The 18,532-nt window shown below is 57.4% G+C and carries 19 protein-coding genes; 11 read left to right on the top strand and 8 right to left on the bottom strand.

Annotation, left to right across the window (positions count from 1 at the left end; all coding sequences use genetic code 11):
* Nucleotide 1: 1 nt before the first annotated feature.
* From P6U30_RS05770 to P6U30_RS05815, 10 genes are all read left to right on the top strand, one after another.
* Nucleotides 2–325: a TrbC/VirB2 family protein gene (locus P6U30_RS05770; protein WP_407168540.1), complete on the top strand. Its 324-nt coding sequence runs from the start codon at nt 2–4 to the stop codon at nt 323–325.
* Complete coding sequence (locus tag P6U30_RS05775; protein WP_407168541.1) at nt 325–588, top strand: VirB3 family type IV secretion system protein; 264 nt, start codon at nt 325–327, stop codon at nt 586–588. The genes P6U30_RS05770 and P6U30_RS05775 overlap by 1 nt, the downstream gene beginning before the upstream one ends.
* A gap of 10 nt (nt 589–598) precedes the next feature.
* Nucleotides 599–3,040 carry a conjugal transfer protein TrbE gene (gene trbE, locus P6U30_RS05780; RefSeq protein ID WP_407168542.1) on the top strand — a complete coding sequence of 814 codons (2,442 nt, stop codon included), beginning with the start codon at nt 599–601 and terminating at the stop codon, nt 3,038–3,040.
* Complete coding sequence (trbJ, locus tag P6U30_RS05785; RefSeq protein ID WP_407168543.1) at nt 3,037–3,765, top strand: P-type conjugative transfer protein TrbJ; 729 nt, start codon at nt 3,037–3,039, stop codon at nt 3,763–3,765. The genes trbE and trbJ overlap by 4 nt, the downstream gene beginning before the upstream one ends.
* Entirely contained in the window at nt 3,765–4,133 is a 369-nt protein-coding gene (gene trbK-alt, locus P6U30_RS05790) for a putative entry exclusion protein TrbK-alt (protein WP_407168544.1), read from the top strand. The genes trbJ and trbK-alt overlap by 1 nt, the downstream gene beginning before the upstream one ends.
* The gene (gene trbL / locus P6U30_RS05795; RefSeq protein ID WP_407168545.1) at nt 4,130–5,359 is read left to right on the top strand and encodes a P-type conjugative transfer protein TrbL; all 1,230 of its coding nucleotides are present in this window, start codon (nt 4,130–4,132) and stop codon (nt 5,357–5,359) included. The genes trbK-alt and trbL overlap by 4 nt, the downstream gene beginning before the upstream one ends.
* Before the next feature lie 94 nt (nt 5,360–5,453).
* Nucleotides 5,454–6,137: a conjugal transfer protein TrbF gene (gene trbF, locus P6U30_RS05800; protein ID WP_407168546.1), complete on the top strand. Its 684-nt coding sequence runs from the start codon at nt 5,454–5,456 to the stop codon at nt 6,135–6,137.
* Nucleotides 6,134–7,168 (top strand): P-type conjugative transfer protein TrbG, encoded by a 1,035-nt coding sequence (gene trbG, locus P6U30_RS05805; protein ID WP_407168547.1) that lies wholly within the window; start codon nt 6,134–6,136, stop codon nt 7,166–7,168. Before trbF ends, trbG begins: the two co-directional genes overlap by 4 nt.
* Nucleotides 7,165–8,376: a TrbI/VirB10 family protein gene (locus P6U30_RS05810; RefSeq protein ID WP_407168548.1), complete on the top strand. Its 1,212-nt coding sequence runs from the start codon at nt 7,165–7,167 to the stop codon at nt 8,374–8,376. The genes trbG and P6U30_RS05810 overlap by 4 nt, the downstream gene beginning before the upstream one ends.
* Nucleotides 8,377–8,380: 4 nt before the next feature.
* On the top strand, nt 8,381–8,626 hold the full coding sequence (locus P6U30_RS05815) for a DUF2274 domain-containing protein (protein ID WP_407168549.1): 246 nt from the start codon (nt 8,381–8,383) through the stop codon (nt 8,624–8,626).
* Here P6U30_RS05815 and P6U30_RS05820 read toward each other — a convergent pair.
* The 8 genes from P6U30_RS05820 to P6U30_RS05855 all read right to left on the bottom strand — a co-directional run bounded on the left by P6U30_RS05820 (nt 8,593) and on the right by P6U30_RS05855 (nt 16,677).
* Nucleotides 8,593–9,552, bottom strand: coding sequence for a LysR family transcriptional regulator (locus P6U30_RS05820; protein WP_407168550.1), 960 nt, complete (start codon nt 9,550–9,552; stop codon nt 8,593–8,595). The two genes, P6U30_RS05815 and P6U30_RS05820, sit on opposite strands and share 34 nt — an antisense overlap.
* A gap of 83 nt (nt 9,553–9,635) precedes the next feature.
* The gene (locus P6U30_RS05825) at nt 9,636–10,268 is read right to left on the bottom strand and encodes an acyl-homoserine-lactone synthase (RefSeq protein WP_407170364.1); all 633 of its coding nucleotides are present in this window, start codon (nt 10,266–10,268) and stop codon (nt 9,636–9,638) included.
* Nucleotides 10,269–10,352: 84 nt separating this feature from the next.
* Nucleotides 10,353–11,081, bottom strand: coding sequence for a LuxR family transcriptional regulator (locus P6U30_RS05830; protein ID WP_407168551.1), 729 nt, complete (start codon nt 11,079–11,081; stop codon nt 10,353–10,355).
* A gap of 214 nt (nt 11,082–11,295) precedes the next feature.
* A complete protein-coding gene (locus tag P6U30_RS05835) occupies nt 11,296–12,459 on the bottom strand; it encodes an epoxyalkane--coenzyme M transferase (protein WP_407168552.1) in 1,164 nt (387 codons plus the stop codon).
* Nucleotides 12,460–12,552: 93 nt separating this feature from the next.
* A complete protein-coding gene (locus P6U30_RS05840; protein ID WP_407170365.1) occupies nt 12,553–13,329 on the bottom strand; it encodes a cyclase family protein in 777 nt (258 codons plus the stop codon).
* Between the two features lie 44 nt (nt 13,330–13,373).
* Entirely contained in the window at nt 13,374–14,357 is a 984-nt protein-coding gene (locus P6U30_RS05845; RefSeq protein ID WP_407168553.1) for a fumarylacetoacetate hydrolase family protein, read from the bottom strand.
* Between the two features lie 94 nt (nt 14,358–14,451).
* A complete protein-coding gene (locus tag P6U30_RS05850) occupies nt 14,452–15,876 on the bottom strand; it encodes an amidohydrolase family protein (RefSeq protein ID WP_407168554.1) in 1,425 nt (474 codons plus the stop codon).
* A 111-nt stretch (nt 15,877–15,987) separates the two neighbouring features.
* On the bottom strand, nt 15,988–16,677 hold the full coding sequence (locus P6U30_RS05855) for a TetR/AcrR family transcriptional regulator (protein WP_407168555.1): 690 nt from the start codon (nt 16,675–16,677) through the stop codon (nt 15,988–15,990).
* A gap of 260 nt (nt 16,678–16,937) precedes the next feature.
* Here P6U30_RS05855 and P6U30_RS05860 point away from each other — a divergent pair, with 260 nt between their 5' ends.
* Complete coding sequence (locus P6U30_RS05860) at nt 16,938–18,149, top strand: ABC transporter substrate-binding protein (protein WP_407170366.1); 1,212 nt, start codon at nt 16,938–16,940, stop codon at nt 18,147–18,149.
* Nucleotides 18,150–18,532 lie beyond the last annotated feature (383 nt).

Here is an 18,532-nt window from a genome sequence, read left to right on the forward strand (position 1 = left end):
CATGCGTCAGCAATTTCGCTTTCTTCGAGGTGCATCGTTAGCCGCCTTCGGCATGATGGTTTTGGGAGTGGCGCCGGCATGGGCGGCTGGCTCGAACATGCCGTGGGAGCAGCCACTCAATCAGATCCTGCAGTCGGTAGAAGGTCCGGTCGCCAAGATCATCGCCGTCATCATCATCGTGGTGACTGGGCTCACGCTTGCGTTCGGGGACTCGTCCGGTGGTTTCCGCAGGCTGATCCAGATCGTGTTCGGTCTGTCGATCGCGTTTGCCGCGTCGAGCTTCTTTCTTTCGTTCTTCTCCTTCGGCGGCGGCGTGGTGATCTGATGGATGATCAGGTGGCAGGCTTTGTCGTGCCCGTTCATCGCGCGCTCGCTGAGCCAATCCTGATGGGCGGCGCGCCGCGGTCGGACGCGATCGTCAACGGCACGCTTGCCGCAGCCCTGGGGCTGGGACTTCGGCTCTGGATCGCGGGCCTCGTCCTCTGGTTCATCGGCCACATGGCCGCCGTCTGGGCCGCCAAGCGCGATCCCGCCTTCGTCGATGTGGTGCGCCGACATCTGCGCATTCCCAGTCATCTCAACGCCTGAGCTCTCGGTTATGATGAATCTTGCCGAATATCGTCATTTCAACGCGCGTCTCGCCGACTTCCTGCCTTGGGCAGCCCTCGTTGATGAGGGAATCATCCTGAACAAGGACGGCTCGTTCCAACGGACAGCAAAGTTCCGCGGGCCGGACCTAGATAGCGCAGTGCCGGCTGAACTCGTCGCCGTCGCGGGTCGCTTGAATAACGCCCTGCGCCGTCTGGGGTCTGGTTGGGCCGTAGTCGTTGAGGCGCAGCGTCATTTTGCTGGAGCCTATCCTCCGGGCACATTTCCGGATGTCGCATCCGCACTGGTTGACGCAGAGCGCAGGGCCCAGTTCGAAGAGGCGGGCGCCCATTACGAGTCCAGTTACTTCCTGACCTTCCTCTATCTGCCTCCAGAGGAGGGAGCGGCCAAGGCGGAGCGATTGCTCTATGAAGGTCGCGACCGCACCGTTGGAGCGGATGCCTGGGAGGTGCTGCGCGGGTTTGTTGATCAAACCAATCGCGTGTTGCAACTCGTTGAAGGGTTCATGCCGGAATGCGCCTGGCTCGATGATCAGGCTACGCTGACTTACCTGCACTCGACGATCTCGACCAAGCGTCACCGCGTTCGGGTGCCAGAAATTCCGATGTATATCGATGCGCTGTTGGCCGACCAGCCGCTGACCGGCGGGCTGGAGCCCATGTTGGGCTCAGCCAATCTTCGGGTCCTGACGATTGTCGGCTTTCCGGGCGCCACGACCCCGGGAATCCTGGATGACCTTAATCGCCTGGCGTTTGCATATCGGTGGTCGACCCGAGCAATCATGCTCGACAAGACCGACGCCACCAAGCTGCTGACCAAAATCCGCCGCCAGTGGTTCGCGAAGCGAAAATCCATCGGCGCCATCCTCAAGGAGGTGATGACCAACGAGGCATCGACGCTGCTTGATACCGACGCCCACAACAAGGCGCTCGATGCCGACGCCGCCCTGCAGGAACTGGGGTCCGATCAGATCGGGCAGGCCTTTGTCACTGCGACCATTACTGTCTGGGACCGTGATCCCAATGCTGCAGATGAAAAGCTGAGGCTGGTCGAGAAGGTTATCCAGGGCCGCGATTTCACCTGCATGATCGAGACGGTGAACGCCGTCGAAGCCTGGCTCGGCAGCCTGCCGGGGCATGTCTATGCGAATGTGCGGCAGCCTCCGGTCTCGACCCTCAACCTCGCCCACATGATTCCGATGTCGGCCGTGTGGGCGGGCGAAGCGAGGGACCTCCACTTCAAAGGTCCGCCTTTGTTGTTCGGCAAGACAGAGGGATCGACGCCGTTCCGCTTCTCCCTCCACGTCGGCGACGTCGGTCACACCCTGGTGGTGGGACCGACCGGCGCTGGCAAGTCGGTGCTGCTCGCTCTGATGGCTCTGCAGTTCCGCCGTTACCCGAACTCTCAAATATTTGCGTTCGATTTCGGCGGTTCGATCCGGGCGGCCGCGCTCGCCATGGGTGGCGACTGGCACGATTTGGGTGGTGCCTTGTCAGACGGGGATGAAAACCCCGTCGCCCTGCAGCCGCTGGCTTGGATCGACGATCCTTCCGAGCGGGGATGGGCGACCCAGTGGATCGGCGCGATCCTGGCACGGGAAAAGATCGAGATCACCCCGGAGGTCAAGGATCATCTGTGGTCGGCGCTGACATCCCTCGCCTCGGCGCCGAGGGAGGAACGCACCCTCACGGGCCTGACAGTCCTTCTTCAACTGAACTCCCTGAAGCGCGCCTTGCAGCCTTATTGCCTCGGCGGTCCGTCCGGGCGCCTGCTCGATGCCGAATTCGAACGACTCGGTGAGGCGTCGGTCCAGGCGTTTGAGACCGAAGGGTTGATCGGAACGAGTGCGGCGCCGGCCGTGCTGGCCTACCTCTTCCATCGTATTGAGGACCACCTCGACGGCCGGCCGACACTTCTTATTGTCGATGAAGGCTGGCTTGCCCTCGACGACGAGGATTTCGCCGGCCAGCTCCGGGAATGGCTCAAGACACTTCGGAAGAAGAACGCGTCCGTCATCTTCGCCACCCAGTCGCTGTCGGACATCGATGGCTCTTCGATCGCGCCGGCGATCATCGAAAGCTGCCCAACGCGATTGTTGCTGCCGAACGAACGGGCGATCGAACCGCAGATCACCGGCATCTACCGCCGCTTCGGCCTCAATGACCGGCAGATCGAACTTCTGAGCCGGGCAACGCCAAAGCGCGACTACTACTGCCAGTCGCGTCGGGGCAACCGGATGTTCGAACTTGGTCTTGGTGAGGTTGCGCTCGCATTCACCGCAGCCTCTTCCAAGACAGACCAGGCTTCAATCGCGCAACTCCTCGCCGAACATGGACCTGACGGCTTCATCCCGGCCTGGCTCCAGCATCGCGGTGTCGCCTGGGCGGTAGACCTGATCCCTAATCTCGTCAATCTGGAGAAATCGCTATGAAGCGTCTTGGCCTGTTCGCCGCCGCTGGCACTATCGCGCTGGTGCTTGGCGTCGCGGTGCCCGCACGGGCGCTGATCGTCTTTGATCCCAACAACTACGTCCAGAACGTCCTGACTGCCGCGCGAGAGTTGCAGCAGATCAACAACCAGATCACCTCGTTGCAGAACGAGGCGCAGATGCTGATCAATCAGGCGAAAAATCTGGCAAGCCTGCCGTATTCGTCGCTTCAGCAGTTGCAATCATCGATCCAGCGGACCCAGCAATTGTTGGCGCAGGCTCAGCGGATTGCCTACGACGTCCAGCAGATCGACCTCGCCTTCTCAACCAGCTACGCGCCAGCTACCAGCAGCCAGTCGAACCAGTCGCTGATCTCCAACGCTCAGGCACGTTGGCAGAATTCCTATGCCGCAACTCAAGACGCGCTTCGCGTCCAGGCGGGTATCGTTGGCAACCTCGACACCAATCGCATCCAGACATCCGCGCTTGTAACGTCAAGTCAAGGCGCCAGCGGCGCGCTGCAGGCAACGCAGGCCGGCAACCAGATTCTTGCACTGAACGCGCAGCAACTCGCCGACCTCACTGCTGTCGTGACGGCGCAAGGTCGCGCGCAGAGCCTCGAAGCCGCTCAGCGCGCCTCGGCCCAGGATCAGGGACGAGAGCAACTCAGGCGATTCCTGACGCCAGGACAGGGCTATCAATCCTCCAATGTGCAGATGTTCCACTGATGACCGACGTAAAGGCATTCAAGGCGCTGTCGCTGCTTACAACAATCGGCCTAGTGACCGTCGCTGCCTGCACGATTCAACTGCGTGGCGGAGACGGTTCTCCGCCGACACCAAAGGCGGAGCAGACGACCGATGCAACCAGCTCCGACCTCGCACGCTGCCGCAGCGTTACTCCTGAGGAAACAGCGGGCTTTCGGCATTGTAAGCGCGTTTGGGACCAAAACCGGCGTCGCTTCTTTGGCAGGAAGGACAGCGCCACAGCTTCCGGCCACGATGACTCAACCAGTTCGATACCTGTCCCAAAAGATCAAAGCCGAATTCCACAGGGATATCCGAACCTGACGACACCCGAGGCGAGCGAGCCATGACTGGTACAGGGATCATCGACCAGTTCCTGGAAACATTCACGCGTTACATCGACAACGGCTTCGGGCTGCTGGGTAGCGACGTCGGATATCTCGCAACGACGCTTGCGGCGATCGATATCACGCTCGCCGCGTTGTTCTGGAGTTGGGGAACGGACGAGGACATCATCGCGCGCCTCGTCAAGAAAACGCTCTTCGTCGGCGTTTTTGCCTATCTCATTGGTAATTGGAACAGCTTGGCGCGCATTGTCTTTGAGAGCTTTGCTGGTCTTGGGCTGAAAGCATCGGGCGCAAGCCTGTCCGCGGCAGATTTCCTGCGACCGGGAAAGATCGCTCAAGTCGGGCTCGACGCCGGCCGACCGTTGCTCGACTCGATCTCCAACCTGATGGGCTACATCAGCTTCTTCGAGAATTTCGTCCAGATCAGCGTTCTCCTGTTTGCCTGGATCGTGGTGCTGCTCGCCTTCTTCATTCTGGCGATCCAGCTCTTTGTCACCCTGATCGAGTTCAAGCTAACGACGCTGGCCGGCTTCGTGCTGATTCCCTTTGGGTTGTTTGGCAAGACAGCTTTCGCGGCAGAGCGGGTTTTGGGTAACGTCATCTCTTCAGGGATCAAGGTCTTGGTCCTGGCCGTCATTGTCGGCATCGGCTCGACTTTGTTCTCGCAGTTCACCGCTGGCTTTGGTGGCAATCAGCCGACCATAGAAGACGCGATGACCCTGGTTCTTGCGGCGCTCTCCTTGCTGGGCCCCGGTATCTTCGGTCCTGGAATCGCCAACGGCCTGGTGTCAGGTGGACCTCAGCTCGGTGCCGGTGCCGCGGTTGGAACAGGCCTTGCTGCCGGTGGCATTGTTGCGGCGGGCGCGGGTCTTGCCGCCGGTGGTGTTGGTCTCGCTGGCGGCACGATTGCAGGCGCAGCGCGTGGTGGCGGCGCTGCCATGAGCGGAGCATCAGCCGCCTACCGGAGCGGTGGCCTTGCGGGCGTCGCGGAGGCGGGCGCTTCCGCTGCCATGAGCCCGTTGCGTCGTGCAGCGGCTGCGCTCGGAGGAGGTGGGCAAGCCGGCGTGCAGGCGGCCAGCACTTCGGCCGAAGGGCAGCCCGATTGGGCGCGGCGCATGAAGCGTGCCGAGACTATTCGACACGGTGCGTCGGCAGCCGGCCACGCGGTCCGCTCAGGCGATCACGGTGGCAGCGGCTCTTCCGTCGATTTGTCTGAAGGAGAGCGCTGACACGCAGCCACTGCATCTCCGCCGCACAGCAGTACCTCGATCCCTTCCCATCGCACTGCTTGCAACGATCACTCGATACCAGGGGCAATCCTCGATGTTTAAACGACCTTCCGTTCATTACGGGCGCATGCCCGAGCCGGTTACGCCGTATCAGAAAGCAGCGCAGGTTTGGGACGAACGCATTGGATCGGCGCGCGTGCAGGCCAAGAACTGGCGCTTGATGGCGTTCGGCTGCTTGATGTTATCAGCCGGTCTCGCAGGTAGCCTTGTTTGGCAATCGAGCCAAGGCTCGATCACGCCGTGGGTGGTTGAAGTCGATCATCTCGGCCAAGCCCAAAGGGTTGCGCCGGCCAACATAGACTATCAACCTACTGACGCTCAGATTGCCTACCATCTGGCGCGCTTCATTGAGGACGTCAGAGGCCTGCCGGCCGACGGTATCGTTCTGCGCCAGAATTGGCTTCGTGCCTATGATTTTACGACCGATCGTGGCGCGGCAGCGCTCAATGACTACGCGCGCAACGATGACCCTTTTGCCAAGTTGGGCAAGGCCCAAATCTCAGTCGACGTCTCGAGCGTCATCCGCGCGTCCTCTGAAAGCTTTCGGGTCGCGTGGACCGAGCGCATCTACGACAACGGCTCGCTGAGCTCGACCGAGCGTTGGACTGCGATTCTCACCGTCGTGATTGAGACGCCGCGCGATGCCGAGCGTCTGCGCAAAAATCCGCTTGGCGTCTATGTCCGCGCTATCAACTGGTCGAAGGAGTTGAGTCAGTGACCAAGACGCCATCTAACGTTCATTCGAAACTTCCCATCTCGCACAGCAGGCTAAATTTGCCTTGGTCTGAGTTCGTCACATCGAAGCGAGCAATTCTGTCCGCTCTTCTCCTTTGCTCGTCGGCGCTCGGTGGGTGCGCGACCTACATTCCGCCGGAGATCAGCTATGACGCCGAAGTTCCTCCGTTGCCGGCGACTCCAGTGGGTCTCGACGACAGACTGCGACCGCTTCACGTTCCACCGCTCTGGAAGCCGGCTCTCGGCGGTAAGGCGGGAGAAAAGGAAGACGCTGAACCCGTGAGCCGGGTCGAGACGGCAAACAGCGCGGCCCGGGTCGAACCGCGCAAGCGGGGGTATTTCAACGCGGCGCAAATCTACGCCTACAGTCCCGGGGCGCTTTATCAGATTTACGCTGCACCGGGGCAGATCACGGACATCGCGCTCGAGGAGGGAGAACAGTTGACGGGATCAGGGCCGATCGCGGCCGGAGATACCGTACGCTGGGTCGTAGGCGATACCGAGAGCGGAAGCGGCGACACACGCCGCGTCCACATCCTGGTCAAGCCGACCCGAGCGTCGATCGAGACCAATCTGGTGGTCAATACTGACCGGCGCACCTACCTAATCGAGCTCCGCTCGCGCGAGCGGCCATACATGCCGTCTGTTGCCTGGTACTATCCAGAAACTGCACGGGAACGATCGCGTTCGGTCGCTCTGAAGCCCGTTATTCCGGAGCCGGCGCAGCGCATCTCCCGCTATGCCATCGAAGGGGACAGTCCTCCCTGGCGGCCGCTCGCCGCATATGACGATGGCCGCAAGGTCTATGTCGAATTCCCGCGAGGCATCGTGCAAGGTGAGATGCCGCCGCTCTTCGTCATTGGCCCTGACGGCAAGACCGAACTCGTCAACTATCGCGCTTACGGCAACGTATTGATCGTCGATCGGCTGTTTGCTGCCGCCGAACTGCGGCTTGGCGGCGAGCACCAGCAGAAGGTCCGCATTGTCCGGACCGACGGGAGGCCGTCGTCATGAAAACCCGGAATGGAAACGATCGGGAGCAAGCGGCTCCGCCTGAGAGACAAGAAGATCAGTCCAGGAACTTCCGCTTGAGAGCGGAGCACCCGCGCGTGACACGGTTGTCACGGAAAGTACTGGCAGGAGTGAGCGCGGTCGCCCTGCTTGTTATCGGCGGAGCGGTGCTGTGGTCGCTCCAGAAGAATCGTCCTCGAGACCAGACGGCCGATGAGCTTTACAGTACCGACCATCACAATGTCGCCGACGGCGTTACGGCGCTGCCGAAGGACTACGCTGGCATTCCACGCCAACCAATCCCGCAACTGGGTCCGCCGCTTCCCGGGGACCTCGGTCGGCCGATCCTTGCGGCCCAAGGCCAGTTGCCGACGATCGGCGCTGATCCGGAACAGCAGCGCCGGGATCAAGAGACCGAGGCAGCCCGCACCAGCCATTTGTTTGCTCCGGCCAATGGGAGACAAGTGCGTGAGCCCACGGCTGCAGGTGTAGGGGGCGATCGCATCGCATCACCAAGCCCGACGAGTACTAATGACGACGGATTTGCGCAGAACGGTCAGGACCGCAAGCTTGCCTTTGTGAACGCCTCCGTGGACCGTCGCACAGTCAGTCCTGATCGCGTCGCCAAGCCAGCTTCACCGTACATCGTGCAGGCTGGGACGGTTATTCCGGGAGCCCTGATCACCGGAATCCGGTCGGACCTGCCAGGCCAAATTACGGCGCAGGTAACCGAGAATGTCTATGACACGCCGACTGGCCGCTTTCTGCTTGTGCCTCAGGGAGCGCGTCTGATCGGAATTTACGATAGCCAGGCCACGTTCGGCCAGTCCCGTGTGCTGCTCGTTTGGACCCGGCTGATCATGCCGAACGGACGTTCACTCGTTCTCGAGCGGCAGCCCGGCGCTGATAGCGCAGGATATGCGGGCCTCGAAGACCAGGTCGACAATCACTGGGGTGAGCTCTTCAAGGCTGCGGCACTATCGACCTTTTTGGCTATCGGGACCGAACTGGGTTCCGGCTCGGACACCAACAGCAACGACAGCGCAATCATCCGAGCGTTGCGACACGGCGCCTCGGACTCACTAAACCAAACCGGCCAGCAGGTCATCCGTCGGAGTCTTAACATCCAGCCAACTCTAAACGTACGACCTGGTTTTCCAGTTCGCGTTCTCGTCAATCGCGACCTCATACTTGTGCCATATGGAAGGTGACAACATGCCAAAGCTCAAAATTGGAGCGCTGCCCGACGACAAGCCGGTCAAAATCACCACTGAGCTTCCAGCATCAGTGCATCGGGATCTAGTTGCTTATGCAGAGGCCTTGGCGCGCGAAAATGGGGAGCGTATCGATCCCGTGAAGCTGATCGCGCCCATGTTGGCGCGCTTTATGGCTACGGACCGCGGATTTGCAAAGGCGCGACGAACCAATCATTCTCCTAGAGCCGGCGGAGGTGAGGGATAGCGTTCCGTTAACAGATTGAGGAAACGCTTCAGAGCCGGATTCTCATTGTCGTCGCGCCAATGGGCATAGAAGTCCACCCGGCTTGGTCCCGCTCCGTCCTGCAACTCCCGGTACACAAGACCAGCGAAACTTGCACCAATATCCGACTCCATCACCAGACTGAGCCCCATGCCCATACTCGTCAGACTCTTGATGATGCCACGGCTTACGTCATGGCGCTCTACCTTGGGGCGATCGTCAGGTAATACGAGCTTCGAAATCAAGAGATCTTCGAGCTCTCGTCCGGGATCATACTCACTTAGAAGGATCTTTTCGTTACGCAAATCGGTCCAATAGATGATCTCGCGTGCCGCCAGGCAGTGATCCTGAGGCAGCGAGATCAGAATGCGTTCGCTCCAGAGCAGTAGTGATCTAGTGTCGTTTGAAGGTAGACGTCCAGGGCTAACGACAACGTCGGCCGTTCCGTTACGGAGGGCAGTCATCAGACGGAAACGAGAGCGTTCCATCGTTGCCAATTCGAGGCGTGGTAGCAGCTTCTTGAGTTCACCTAACGTTGCTCGCAAATTGCCGGTGGACATTGATGTGAAGAAGCCGATGACAAGATGGCCAGTATCGCCGCGACCACTGGACCTTCCTGTGTCGACGAGCATGTCAACTTGTTCGAGGATCAACCGCGCAATTCGCAGAACCGCTAGGCCAGCCAGAGTAGGCTTGATTCCCCCGCTCGAGCGCTCAAACAGTGAAGTTCCCACCAGGTACTCAAGCTGACCGATAGCGCGGCTGAAGGCGGTATGCTTGATCGAAAGCGCTTCTGCGGCCCGCCGAAAGCTCCCGTAGTCGCAAGCGGCAACCGCTTGTCGAAGCTGTTGCAGGTCAATGGCTCTCGCTGCGTTTCGTTGATCGTTCTTGGTCTCAATTACGGTCATGTTCATAGCTCGTCAGCAAACCGCAAGAACGACGTCCCCGCTCCATGCGAGGACGTATGTCTCGGTTGTTTGGCTGGATGATTCTAGGCAGCAGCGAAGACTACCGGCGCCCAAAGAACCGGCTTCGAAAGACCGCCGGCCTTACGAAGGCTGGCCAGAGTCTCGCGCGAAATCTCGAGGTAACCCGCCACGGCCAAGGTATTGCCAATTGCAAAAGGATCGCCAATACGCCGCAGGGGCCACCCGGCTCGTCGAAGGATTCTCTCCATACGGACATCCGTGACGGTAACGATGTCAGTGAGTTTTCGTGAGAGCCCGAACTCGATCATTCCCGCAAACAGCTCGTAAGCGGCACGAGTGATACCGTGATCCCCTTTCGGAGCGTCCGCAGCAACATCGATTGCGAATCTACTACTTTCCCAAACGAGAGGGGTGGCCGGCGCGAGCTGGCCTTCGAGAAGCGCGGGAAAGGTATCGCGAAGCATGGTCGGGCCAAGCGTGGGAAGCAGGCGAACCGAACCTTGCACTTGGCCGTTTTCAGCTGCCTGGATTAAGTAGTGGGGATGCAGCGCATCGAAATCGTCAATCTCCATGTCGCCGCTGGTTTGAACGTCCCAGGCCATGCGGAGCTTAAAGACACGATGGCGTAACCGATGCATATCAACGAGAGTGTCGGAAAACTCTCCATACGAAGATGGCGTAATCAGCTGAATCATAATCCCTCCAAAGGTGTTCACCACCCTTTTTGAAGCGAGATTATTGACCTGAATCATTACCTTTAGTTGTAGGGGAGGTTTGTCCTAATTCCGCTTTCTTTTATTTGCAGCGGCAAGGTGCGTCACCGCTTGCGCGATCGTGCGAACGCCCAGCTTTTCCTTCGCGTTCTCTAAGTAATATGCAACTGTGTTGCGCGAAATGCCGAGAATGCATCCGATCTCCCAAGCGCTTTTCCCTCGTGATGCCCATTCCAGACATTCGAGCTCACGCGGCGACAAAAGTACCCCTGAGATTCTACGCCCACTTGTGAGTTTGCGGCGCACGTGAGCATGAAAATACATCGCCATGAGTTGAAGCACGCGCCCCTGCGACTTGGTGAAGTTCTCGAAGGTGCAATTGCGCTGAGATGTGGCGAACGTCAGTGCGGCGATCGGTCCGTGACCATCGTGAATGGGGACGGTAAAGCCAATCCGAATCCCGAATTCAGCCGCTTCGTCGAGAAGCTGTTGCTGGACCGCGGACCGCCGGACTGACCGGAAGCCAATGCCCCACTCGAACGGTTCGACTGTCTGAAGAGCTTGAGTAATGACCGGATCGATGACCTCATAGCGGCTCCGCAGGTAATGAGAGGTCCATTCCTCCGGGTATGTTGAGATCAGGCGCGGCTTGTTTTCTGGCTTGCTGGGAAGGCTAAGATAAGCGAAGCATGATAACTCAATGGCGCTGGCAGTTAGCGTCATAGCCTTCGAGAAATCGGCCACGTTTTCCGCGCAAGCCAGCAAATCAATAAAATCCTGAAATATGCGGTGCATTGGAAGCAATATGACGAGTCAGCGCAAATGTCGTTGAAGGTAGGCCTTGATGGCGCCCGTCCGTACAGCCACTTTTGCAATGGTGGCTAAGTGCTCATTGGCAAGAAGCAGCTTCCAAGGCGATGTCGGAGCTTGTCGTTCCATATCGCAATTGGAAGTGCTCCTGGTCGAGCGGAGATGTCTAGCCTTCATGGGAAAAATGGCTCGGGCTAGTCTAGCGACCCCAAAGGAGCTTGGTTGCCAATTTCGCGCCGTCAGATAGCGCGCGTAGCTTAGCCCAGACGATTGAACCGGCGACAAATTCATAGCCGGTGAAGGTGCCGAAACCGCAATCAACACCCGCGATAATTCGCGATCGCTCGCCTATCGCATTGACCACATCGCAGATCCGATCTGCGACGAGTTGCGGGTGCTCGATATAGTTGGTTGTGGAATCGATCACTCCGGGTATGAGTACTTTATCATCTGGAAACTTTAGCTCGCCAAGCCGCCTAATTTCGTGCTGGTGTCTGGGGTTTGCAAATTCAATAGCTAGAGCGCCTACATTCGCTTGCTTGAGAAGAGGAAAGATCTCCACCAAGGGAACATCGTGCAGATGTGGTCCTTCCCAGTTGCCCCAACAGCAGTGCAGCCTAATCCTGTCCTTCGGCAATCCTTCCAATGCATAGTTGATGGCGGCGACATGCATTTCAACGACGCTGAGAAACTCTCTTTGCGATGAACTTTGAAACATGATCGTCCTCTCCATTGCGAGGTCCGGCGCATCGAGTTGCAAGATCAGGCCGCGATCAATGATTAGTCGATATTCCTTTCGCATCTCGCGAGCCAGCGCGAAGACATAGTTCTCGTGAGTGTCATAGTAGTCATTGATCATGGTTGTGGCGATAATGCCGGGCGATGCCGCAGTCATGAATCCTTCTACGAATTGGTCGGTATGGCACACAGACGCGTCGAAAAAAGCATCGATCTCTGACTCGGCGTCCGAGAGATCGTCATAGCTGACTGTGGTAATGGCTTTCGGAGCGGACCGGGACTTCGACCTGTTTGGAAATCGGCGTGCTGCCATTTCTGCAAAATCGGGAAATTCGAGGTAGTCCAGAGGTGTCGCTCGATTGGAGACGCCGTCAAATCCCCGCATGCGCCGGGGCACATAGGTCTGAAAGCCGACACGCGGTTGTTCGCCATTATTGATGACGTCGATACCTGCGTCGACCTGTTGGCGGACTACGTCAACTACGGCTTGTCGCGTTTCAGCCTTCAATCGCGCGCTGTCGACCTCTTCACCGCGCTCTTGGCGGATTAAAAGATCTGAAAGCACCGAATTTCGCGGTAAACTTCCAACATGTGTTGTCAGAATCCGATCAACAGAGACCTGCATTGTGGAGCCTCCTGTTTCTTATGCGAGCGGTTGGCCATAGCACCGTCGAGGAACCGAGCGTGGGCGGTCTGACTGATGGTTTGTCTTGGCCACTCATTCGTCGAGGATTGCGACAGCGCGGGTCCACCCGGCCGACGCTCGCTCAATCTTGACTGGGAAGCACGAGACCATGAACCCGGACGTAGGTAATAGTTCTAGGTTATGCAGCTTTTCCAAGTGGCAATAACCGATGTGACGGCTCGCCTTGTGGCCCTCCCAGATGAGGCTAGCATCGCCTGTTTCAGCATATTTCTTGGCCGTATGAAGAAAAGGGGCGTCCCAACTCCAGCCGTCCGTACCCGTCAATCGGATGCCGCGCTCGAGAAGATACATTGTTGCTTCATACCCCATGCCGCAACCGGAAGTGATGTAATCCTTGCTGCCGAATTTGGTGCTGGCGCCCGTGTTGACGACGACGATCTCAAGAGGTTTGAGAACATGACCGATGCGCTTCAGTTCGAGTTCGACATCTCGCGCGGTAGCGACATAGCCATCGCAGAAATGGCGGAAGTCGAGTTTCACGGCTGGCTGGAAACACCATTCCAAAGGGACTTGTTCGATTGTCCAAGACACCTCACCGTTGTTCATGGTTGGGTGAAAGTGCCAAGGGGCATCAAGGTGCGTACCGTTGTGAGTAGACAGTCGCACATGCTCTACTGCCCAGCCCTGGCCGTCGGGTAGATCCTCCGCCTTTAGCCCTGTGAAGAATTGCAGCATGCGTGGCAGGGCCTGTTGATGATTGATATACTCGATAACGGGCTGACCCCCCGGTGGATCAGCAGGCACATCATTTTGCAGCGGGACGGAAATATCTATGAAGTGACGCGCCACACCTTTTGATTTCCTCGCTTCTTTGGTGCTCGCCGGCTCGGAGTTCATTGTCGTTCGACCCGGTTTCTCAGGATGCCAATTTTCTCAATTTCTAGTTCGACCACGTCGCCATGCTCGAGATACCTACACAGTTCGAGCCCGCAGCCATTTCCGACCGTTCCAGAGCCAATGAACTCGCCTGGCATCAAGGTCTCATCTTGAGTAATATGAGCGATCATTTCCTCGAAGGAAAACAGCATTCCATCGGATAGGCTCGTAGAGCGCGTCTCGCCATTGACGCGAGCTTCCATTTTCAAGCGATAGGGGTCATCGATCTCGTCAGGGGTTACGATCCATGGGCCGATCACATTGCCCCCATCGAAACTTTTGCCCTTGGCAGGGCCTAACCGACCCTGCATCTCAATCTCCTGAACATCACGCGCGGAAAAGTCGTTGAAGACCGTATAACCGAAAATATGTTCTTTTGCTCTTTGCGCGCTTATGTTCATTCCTCTGTTCTTTGTGACTATGCCGAGTTCAAGTTCGTAGTCCATTGTCTGGCTGTATCGAGGCCATTTTATCGTGGTGTTAGTACCGCGCACGCTGAAGCGATTCGTGATGTAATAAATTGGCTGTTTGCGATAGACTTCAGGCAAGTCGCCCAGCGGCTCAGATTCGATCCGTGCAAGTTCTTCTACGTCGCCCTTGGCGCGTGCTGAAAACTTGCGCCGCCCGCGTGGGGCCTGCAGAATATGTAGCGGAAACGCCATGCCGTCGCGCATCTGTCGCGGCACGGGGAGCGGAGCCAGGATTTCCGCATCAGCAACTCGAATCGACAAGTCGTCGCTCATCCTGTGCGTTTGGAATAAATTGGCCGCTAAATCGAGTGCTCGCTGACCCGCGTCAATCAGCGCGAGCATTGAAACAAACGCTGGCTCGTTCCGGCCGATGCGGTCGGCAGCTGCGGCAACGTCGAATAGTTGTTCGTCGTTTCCATGGACGATACCGATCTTTTCACGCCCATTCTCCCTGAATGTAGCGAGCTTCATGCACTTCGACTCCTTCATTTTTGTGAGGTGTTCACCGCACGCCGAACCGTCGAACTCGGTTGGAGCGTCACAGCCTATTTGGCAAGACATTCAGCTATTCGCGAGAGCTTCGTTCTGAATGACGTCCAATGCGATCTTGAAGAAGATTGCGCAGAGTTATGTGTGATTGCCCGTCGCCGTAAGAACTCGCGGATGCGAGAACATGGTCGCGTGATGCTTCCATCTGCTGATTCAGCGCTCCCAGATCAAACTTCTGGAGTCTTCCATCGCGCTTGCGAACCACACCTGCGACAATGACGGTGCTGATGTCGCCAGGCCGCGCTTGCAGGAGGAGGCTAGGTGCGCTTTGGCAGGATGGCGTCAAATGCCAACCGTGCTGCTTGACAATGATTATGTCAGCGCTCTTGCCTACCTCGAGTGTGCCCGTGCTACTCCCGAGCCCGATACTTTCAGCCCCTCCTCTGGTTGCAATACGAAACGCGTCATTGCAATTCATATCGATTTTGTCGACGGTGCTACCTCGATCGATTGCTGGTTGATTCTCGAAGGCCCGAGCCACTTGCAATGACAGCCGCGCTTGAGTCAGAAGATCGCCGGAACAAGCGGACACAATATCGGCGCCGAACGCCATGTTGACGTTCAATGCCCGACATCGATGGGTCATCGGGAACCCCATACCCATCTGCAACTCTGTTTCAGGGGTAATGCAGATGGCGCCGCCAGCGTCGCGAACCGCCACCAAATCATTGTCTGTGAACCGGTTCGCATGCACGTGCAGGATATCAGGTCCTAGGAGCCCTTCAGATACAAACCATGCCGTACCGCCCTGATAGCCCACGCCGGAATTGTGAACCGAAATGTGGCGACCAATTTCCCTTCCGACTTCAATCTCGGCCCTTGTCTCGGCCCAATCGACGATTCCCAGCTCAGAAAGCGCAACGCCCATGGTTACCCTCGCGTCCTGCGCGCCAAATCGCAGTTTTCGCAGGTTCTTCGCATAGATCAATCTGTCGCGATGCGACGGAAAGGCCGCGTGTCCACCAGGAACATCGTAAAATCCATGAGCATAGACGGCTCGTATACCCGAATCGTGAAGGCCGCGGATCGCCGCCTCAGCGTGCTCGGGCGAACTGACAATATGAGAATGGTCGCAGACAGTCGTTACCCCCGCGTCGATCATTTCCAGGGAGCCGAGCAAATTACCCAAATAGACATCCTCTGGCCGATACGCGCCCGCAATTCGCATTCGAATCTCATGCAAGTATTCGAAGAGGGACCAGTCGGCAGCAATTCCTCTGATGTTAGTTTGCCAAACGTGTCGATGACCATCTACGAAGCCGGGCGAAACAATCGCGCCAGAAGCATCAATTATCTCGTCGACGTCAGAAATTGATATTGTCGGCGCAATTTCTGCGATTTTCTCGCCGTCAATCAACAAGTCGCCTACAGCCGCGTCCCGTCTTGACGTTGGATCAAATATCCGCCCCTGGCGAACTAAGATACGCGGGCTAGATACCATACGACGAACTCCAATCGACGATTGTTAAACGTCAATTTCAAACGCCCATTTGACTTTTGTCAAGGCTTTGAATGCCGGAGTGCGGCCCTAATCCAAGGCCAGGTCGCCTATCTACTTCGCTTTGTAGGCTACTGACGCCCGGCGCCGCGAGTCGGCGCGCATGCCTGCGACGAGAAAATTGAGCATCGCAGTCTTAATATCCTTGGGGTCCTGAGCGCTTATCTTCCCGCCTGACAATTGGACGGCCCGTTCAGCAACGCCGATGTCCGACATGCTGTAGACGACGGCACCTACCATAAACATATATCGAAAGTAGAGCTCGCTCGAGTCCAATGGCGGGCAGGCTTCCGATATTGCCGCGATGAACCGCTTGGCCATTGGATCAAAATGCTGATCGACTATCGTTTGCGTCAAGTCAGTCGGTGAGAGCCGGTGCTGCATTATAAGCCTTGCAAAGAGCCGGCCGAATTTGCCCTCTTCTACATAGGGGCGAACGAATATCTCCAGAACAGTACGCAAGTCAGGAGGGGCACCCTTCTTTTGGGCCAACAAGATGCAGCTCTCTAGGTCAAGCAAGCGCCGTTCGTTTATCCTTGAGGAGAGCTCATCAAACACGGCAAGGGCCAGTTCGGATTTTGACCCAAAGTAGTAGCTCACGGCGGCAACGTTCACCTCCGCTCGGTCGGTGATTTCTCGCAGTGTTGCTCTTTCTATTCCCTTTTCCGCAAAGACCAGTTCAGCCGCGGAGAGAATCCGGCGGGTAATCTCCTGATCCCTATGATCGAGGTACTTGAGGCGCATGCCGTTGGACTACGGTATCAAGAATTGTTGGTCAACATGGACGGATTGGGACTGTTATCGGACCATGGCCCCTTTGCGCCAAGTCATCAACCGTTCCAAGACAAAATTTCGCTTGACGAAAGTTAAACGGACATTTTAAATTCTCATTTAAGTCACGAAGACCGGCAGTCTAGCCCGGCAGCCAATGGGACGGTTGTTGCAAGGAGGGGATTGGCGTGAGAAGCCAAAGGGAAGCACATGTCACCGCGCCGGCGCGCCGGATGGGTCGATTCGCGTCGCTGCTGGTTGCTGGGAGTTTCTTGGCGCTCACGGTCGCTCCCGCGGCCGCGCAAAAGAAATATGATGATGGGGTCACCGATAGCGAAATAAAGATCGGGAACACGACTCCCTATAGCGGGCCTGCCTCAGCATACGCCATCATGGGCAAGACCTATGCCGCCTACTTCCAGATGATCAATGACGGCGGCGGCATCAATGGACGAAAAATAAACTTTATTTCCTATGACGACGCTTATTCGCCTCCGAAGACGGTCGAGCAGGTCAGGAAATTAGTTGAAAGCGATCAAGTATTTCTCGTATTCGCTCCACTCGGGACGGCGCCCAACGCAGCAATTCAAAAAACTCTAAATCGCCAACGAGTACCGCAGCTCTTCGTCGGAAGCGGCGCCTCGCGCTGGGCTGACCCGGATCATTTTCCCTGGACGATCGGCATCCTGCCTAGCTACCGGAGCGAAGCGCGCGTCTATGCCACGTACGTTTTGAAGAATTATCCGGACAAGAAGATTGGAATTCTTTTCCAGAATGATGACTTTGGAAAAGATTATCTTCAGGGCTTGAAAGACGTTCTCGGCGACAAGTATCGGACGCTCGTTGTGAGCGAAGTCTCATTTGAAGTCACGTCTCCAACCGTTGACTCTCAAGTCGCAACGATAAAGGCGGCAAACCCTGATATTTTCATTGATCTCGGTGCTCCCAAGTTCACGGCGCAGGCGATCAAGAAGGTGGCTGAACTCGCGTGGCACCCAATTCACATTATCAGCAATGTTTCAACTTCGATAGCGGCGACGTTGAACCCCGCGGGGCTCGATAATTCAAGGGATATTCTCAGCGCGGGTTACCTGATGAACGTCTCGGACCCAAAATCCGAGAGCGCGCCAGGAATGAAGCGGTTTCGAGCATTCCAGGAAAAATATCTTCCCAATGTCGATAAGGGGGAGAGCCTGGTGCTCTCTGCGTACAATGCAGCCGTTGTCCTTATCGAGGTGTTGAGGCGATGCGGAGACGATCTCACTCGCGAGAACGTAATGAAGCAAGTGGCGAATCTCGATCTTGAGGTCGATACCTATCTTCCGGGCATTCGCATCAAGACGTCTCCCACAGACTTTGAGCCAATCGAGCAACTTCAGATGATGAAGTTCGACGGCTCCAACTGGGAGCTATTTGGGCCAGTCATCGATACTCATAGAGAATAACCTGAGCCTATCCCAACAGCGCGAGTTGCATCGCGCGCTGCCGGGGCCAGACCATCTTGAGGGCCGCTCGCTGGGGTCTTGGGATACGGAGTGGGCGGGTGCTCGGGTCAGCGCAATGAGGGGCCGGCGAGAGCGAGTCAATGCAGAGAACAGGCAAGCTTCCTCAACAGCGCTGTACGATGGAGCACTGCTGTTAGATTTCGCGTGCACGGCATTGGGTCCGTAGCGGCCCAGGCGGTCCGCGGGAGCGTTGGTACGGTTCTGGTCGCGCGCCATGGCGCATCTGTTGCAAACGGTCAGAGCCCAATCTTGAACCACGGTGCGCATGGGGAGGCGAGGTGCATAGACAACGGCTAGAGCGATTTCGAAGTCAGACCCGGGTA

It is taken from the genome of Bradyrhizobium sp. ORS 111 (genome assembly GCF_045571485.1).
In the GTDB taxonomy this organism is placed as follows: domain Bacteria; phylum Pseudomonadota; class Alphaproteobacteria; order Rhizobiales; family Xanthobacteraceae; genus Bradyrhizobium.

Coding starts and splice junctions, on each gene's coding strand:
- P6U30_RS05830 (WP_407168551.1), bottom strand. CDS start 11,081: ATGCACCGCATATTTCAGGATTTTATTGATTTGCTGGCTTGCGCGGAA.
- P6U30_RS05810 (WP_407168548.1), top strand. CDS start 7,165: ATGAAAACCCGGAATGGAAACGATCGGGAGCAAGCGGCTCCGCCTGAG.
- P6U30_RS05845 (WP_407168553.1), bottom strand. CDS start 14,357: ATGAAGCTCGCTACATTCAGGGAGAATGGGCGTGAAAAGATCGGTATC.
- trbK-alt (WP_407168544.1), top strand. CDS start 3,765: ATGACCGACGTAAAGGCATTCAAGGCGCTGTCGCTGCTTACAACAATC.
- P6U30_RS05815 (WP_407168549.1), top strand. CDS start 8,381: ATGCCAAAGCTCAAAATTGGAGCGCTGCCCGACGACAAGCCGGTCAAA.
- trbE (WP_407168542.1), top strand. CDS start 599: ATGATGAATCTTGCCGAATATCGTCATTTCAACGCGCGTCTCGCCGAC.
- P6U30_RS05835 (WP_407168552.1), bottom strand. CDS start 12,459: ATGCAGGTCTCTGTTGATCGGATTCTGACAACACATGTTGGAAGTTTA.
- P6U30_RS05860 (WP_407170366.1), top strand. CDS start 16,938: ATGGGTCGATTCGCGTCGCTGCTGGTTGCTGGGAGTTTCTTGGCGCTC.
- P6U30_RS05820 (WP_407168550.1), bottom strand. CDS start 9,552: ATGACCGTAATTGAGACCAAGAACGATCAACGAAACGCAGCGAGAGCC.
- trbL (WP_407168545.1), top strand. CDS start 4,130: ATGACTGGTACAGGGATCATCGACCAGTTCCTGGAAACATTCACGCGT.
- P6U30_RS05775 (WP_407168541.1), top strand. CDS start 325: ATGGATGATCAGGTGGCAGGCTTTGTCGTGCCCGTTCATCGCGCGCTC.
- trbF (WP_407168546.1), top strand. CDS start 5,454: ATGTTTAAACGACCTTCCGTTCATTACGGGCGCATGCCCGAGCCGGTT.
- trbJ (WP_407168543.1), top strand. CDS start 3,037: ATGAAGCGTCTTGGCCTGTTCGCCGCCGCTGGCACTATCGCGCTGGTG.
- P6U30_RS05850 (WP_407168554.1), bottom strand. CDS start 15,876: ATGGTATCTAGCCCGCGTATCTTAGTTCGCCAGGGGCGGATATTTGAT.
- P6U30_RS05825 (WP_407170364.1), bottom strand. CDS start 10,268: ATGATTCAGCTGATTACGCCATCTTCGTATGGAGAGTTTTCCGACACT.
- P6U30_RS05855 (WP_407168555.1), bottom strand. CDS start 16,677: ATGCGCCTCAAGTACCTCGATCATAGGGATCAGGAGATTACCCGCCGG.
- P6U30_RS05770 (WP_407168540.1), top strand. CDS start 2: ATGCGTCAGCAATTTCGCTTTCTTCGAGGTGCATCGTTAGCCGCCTTC.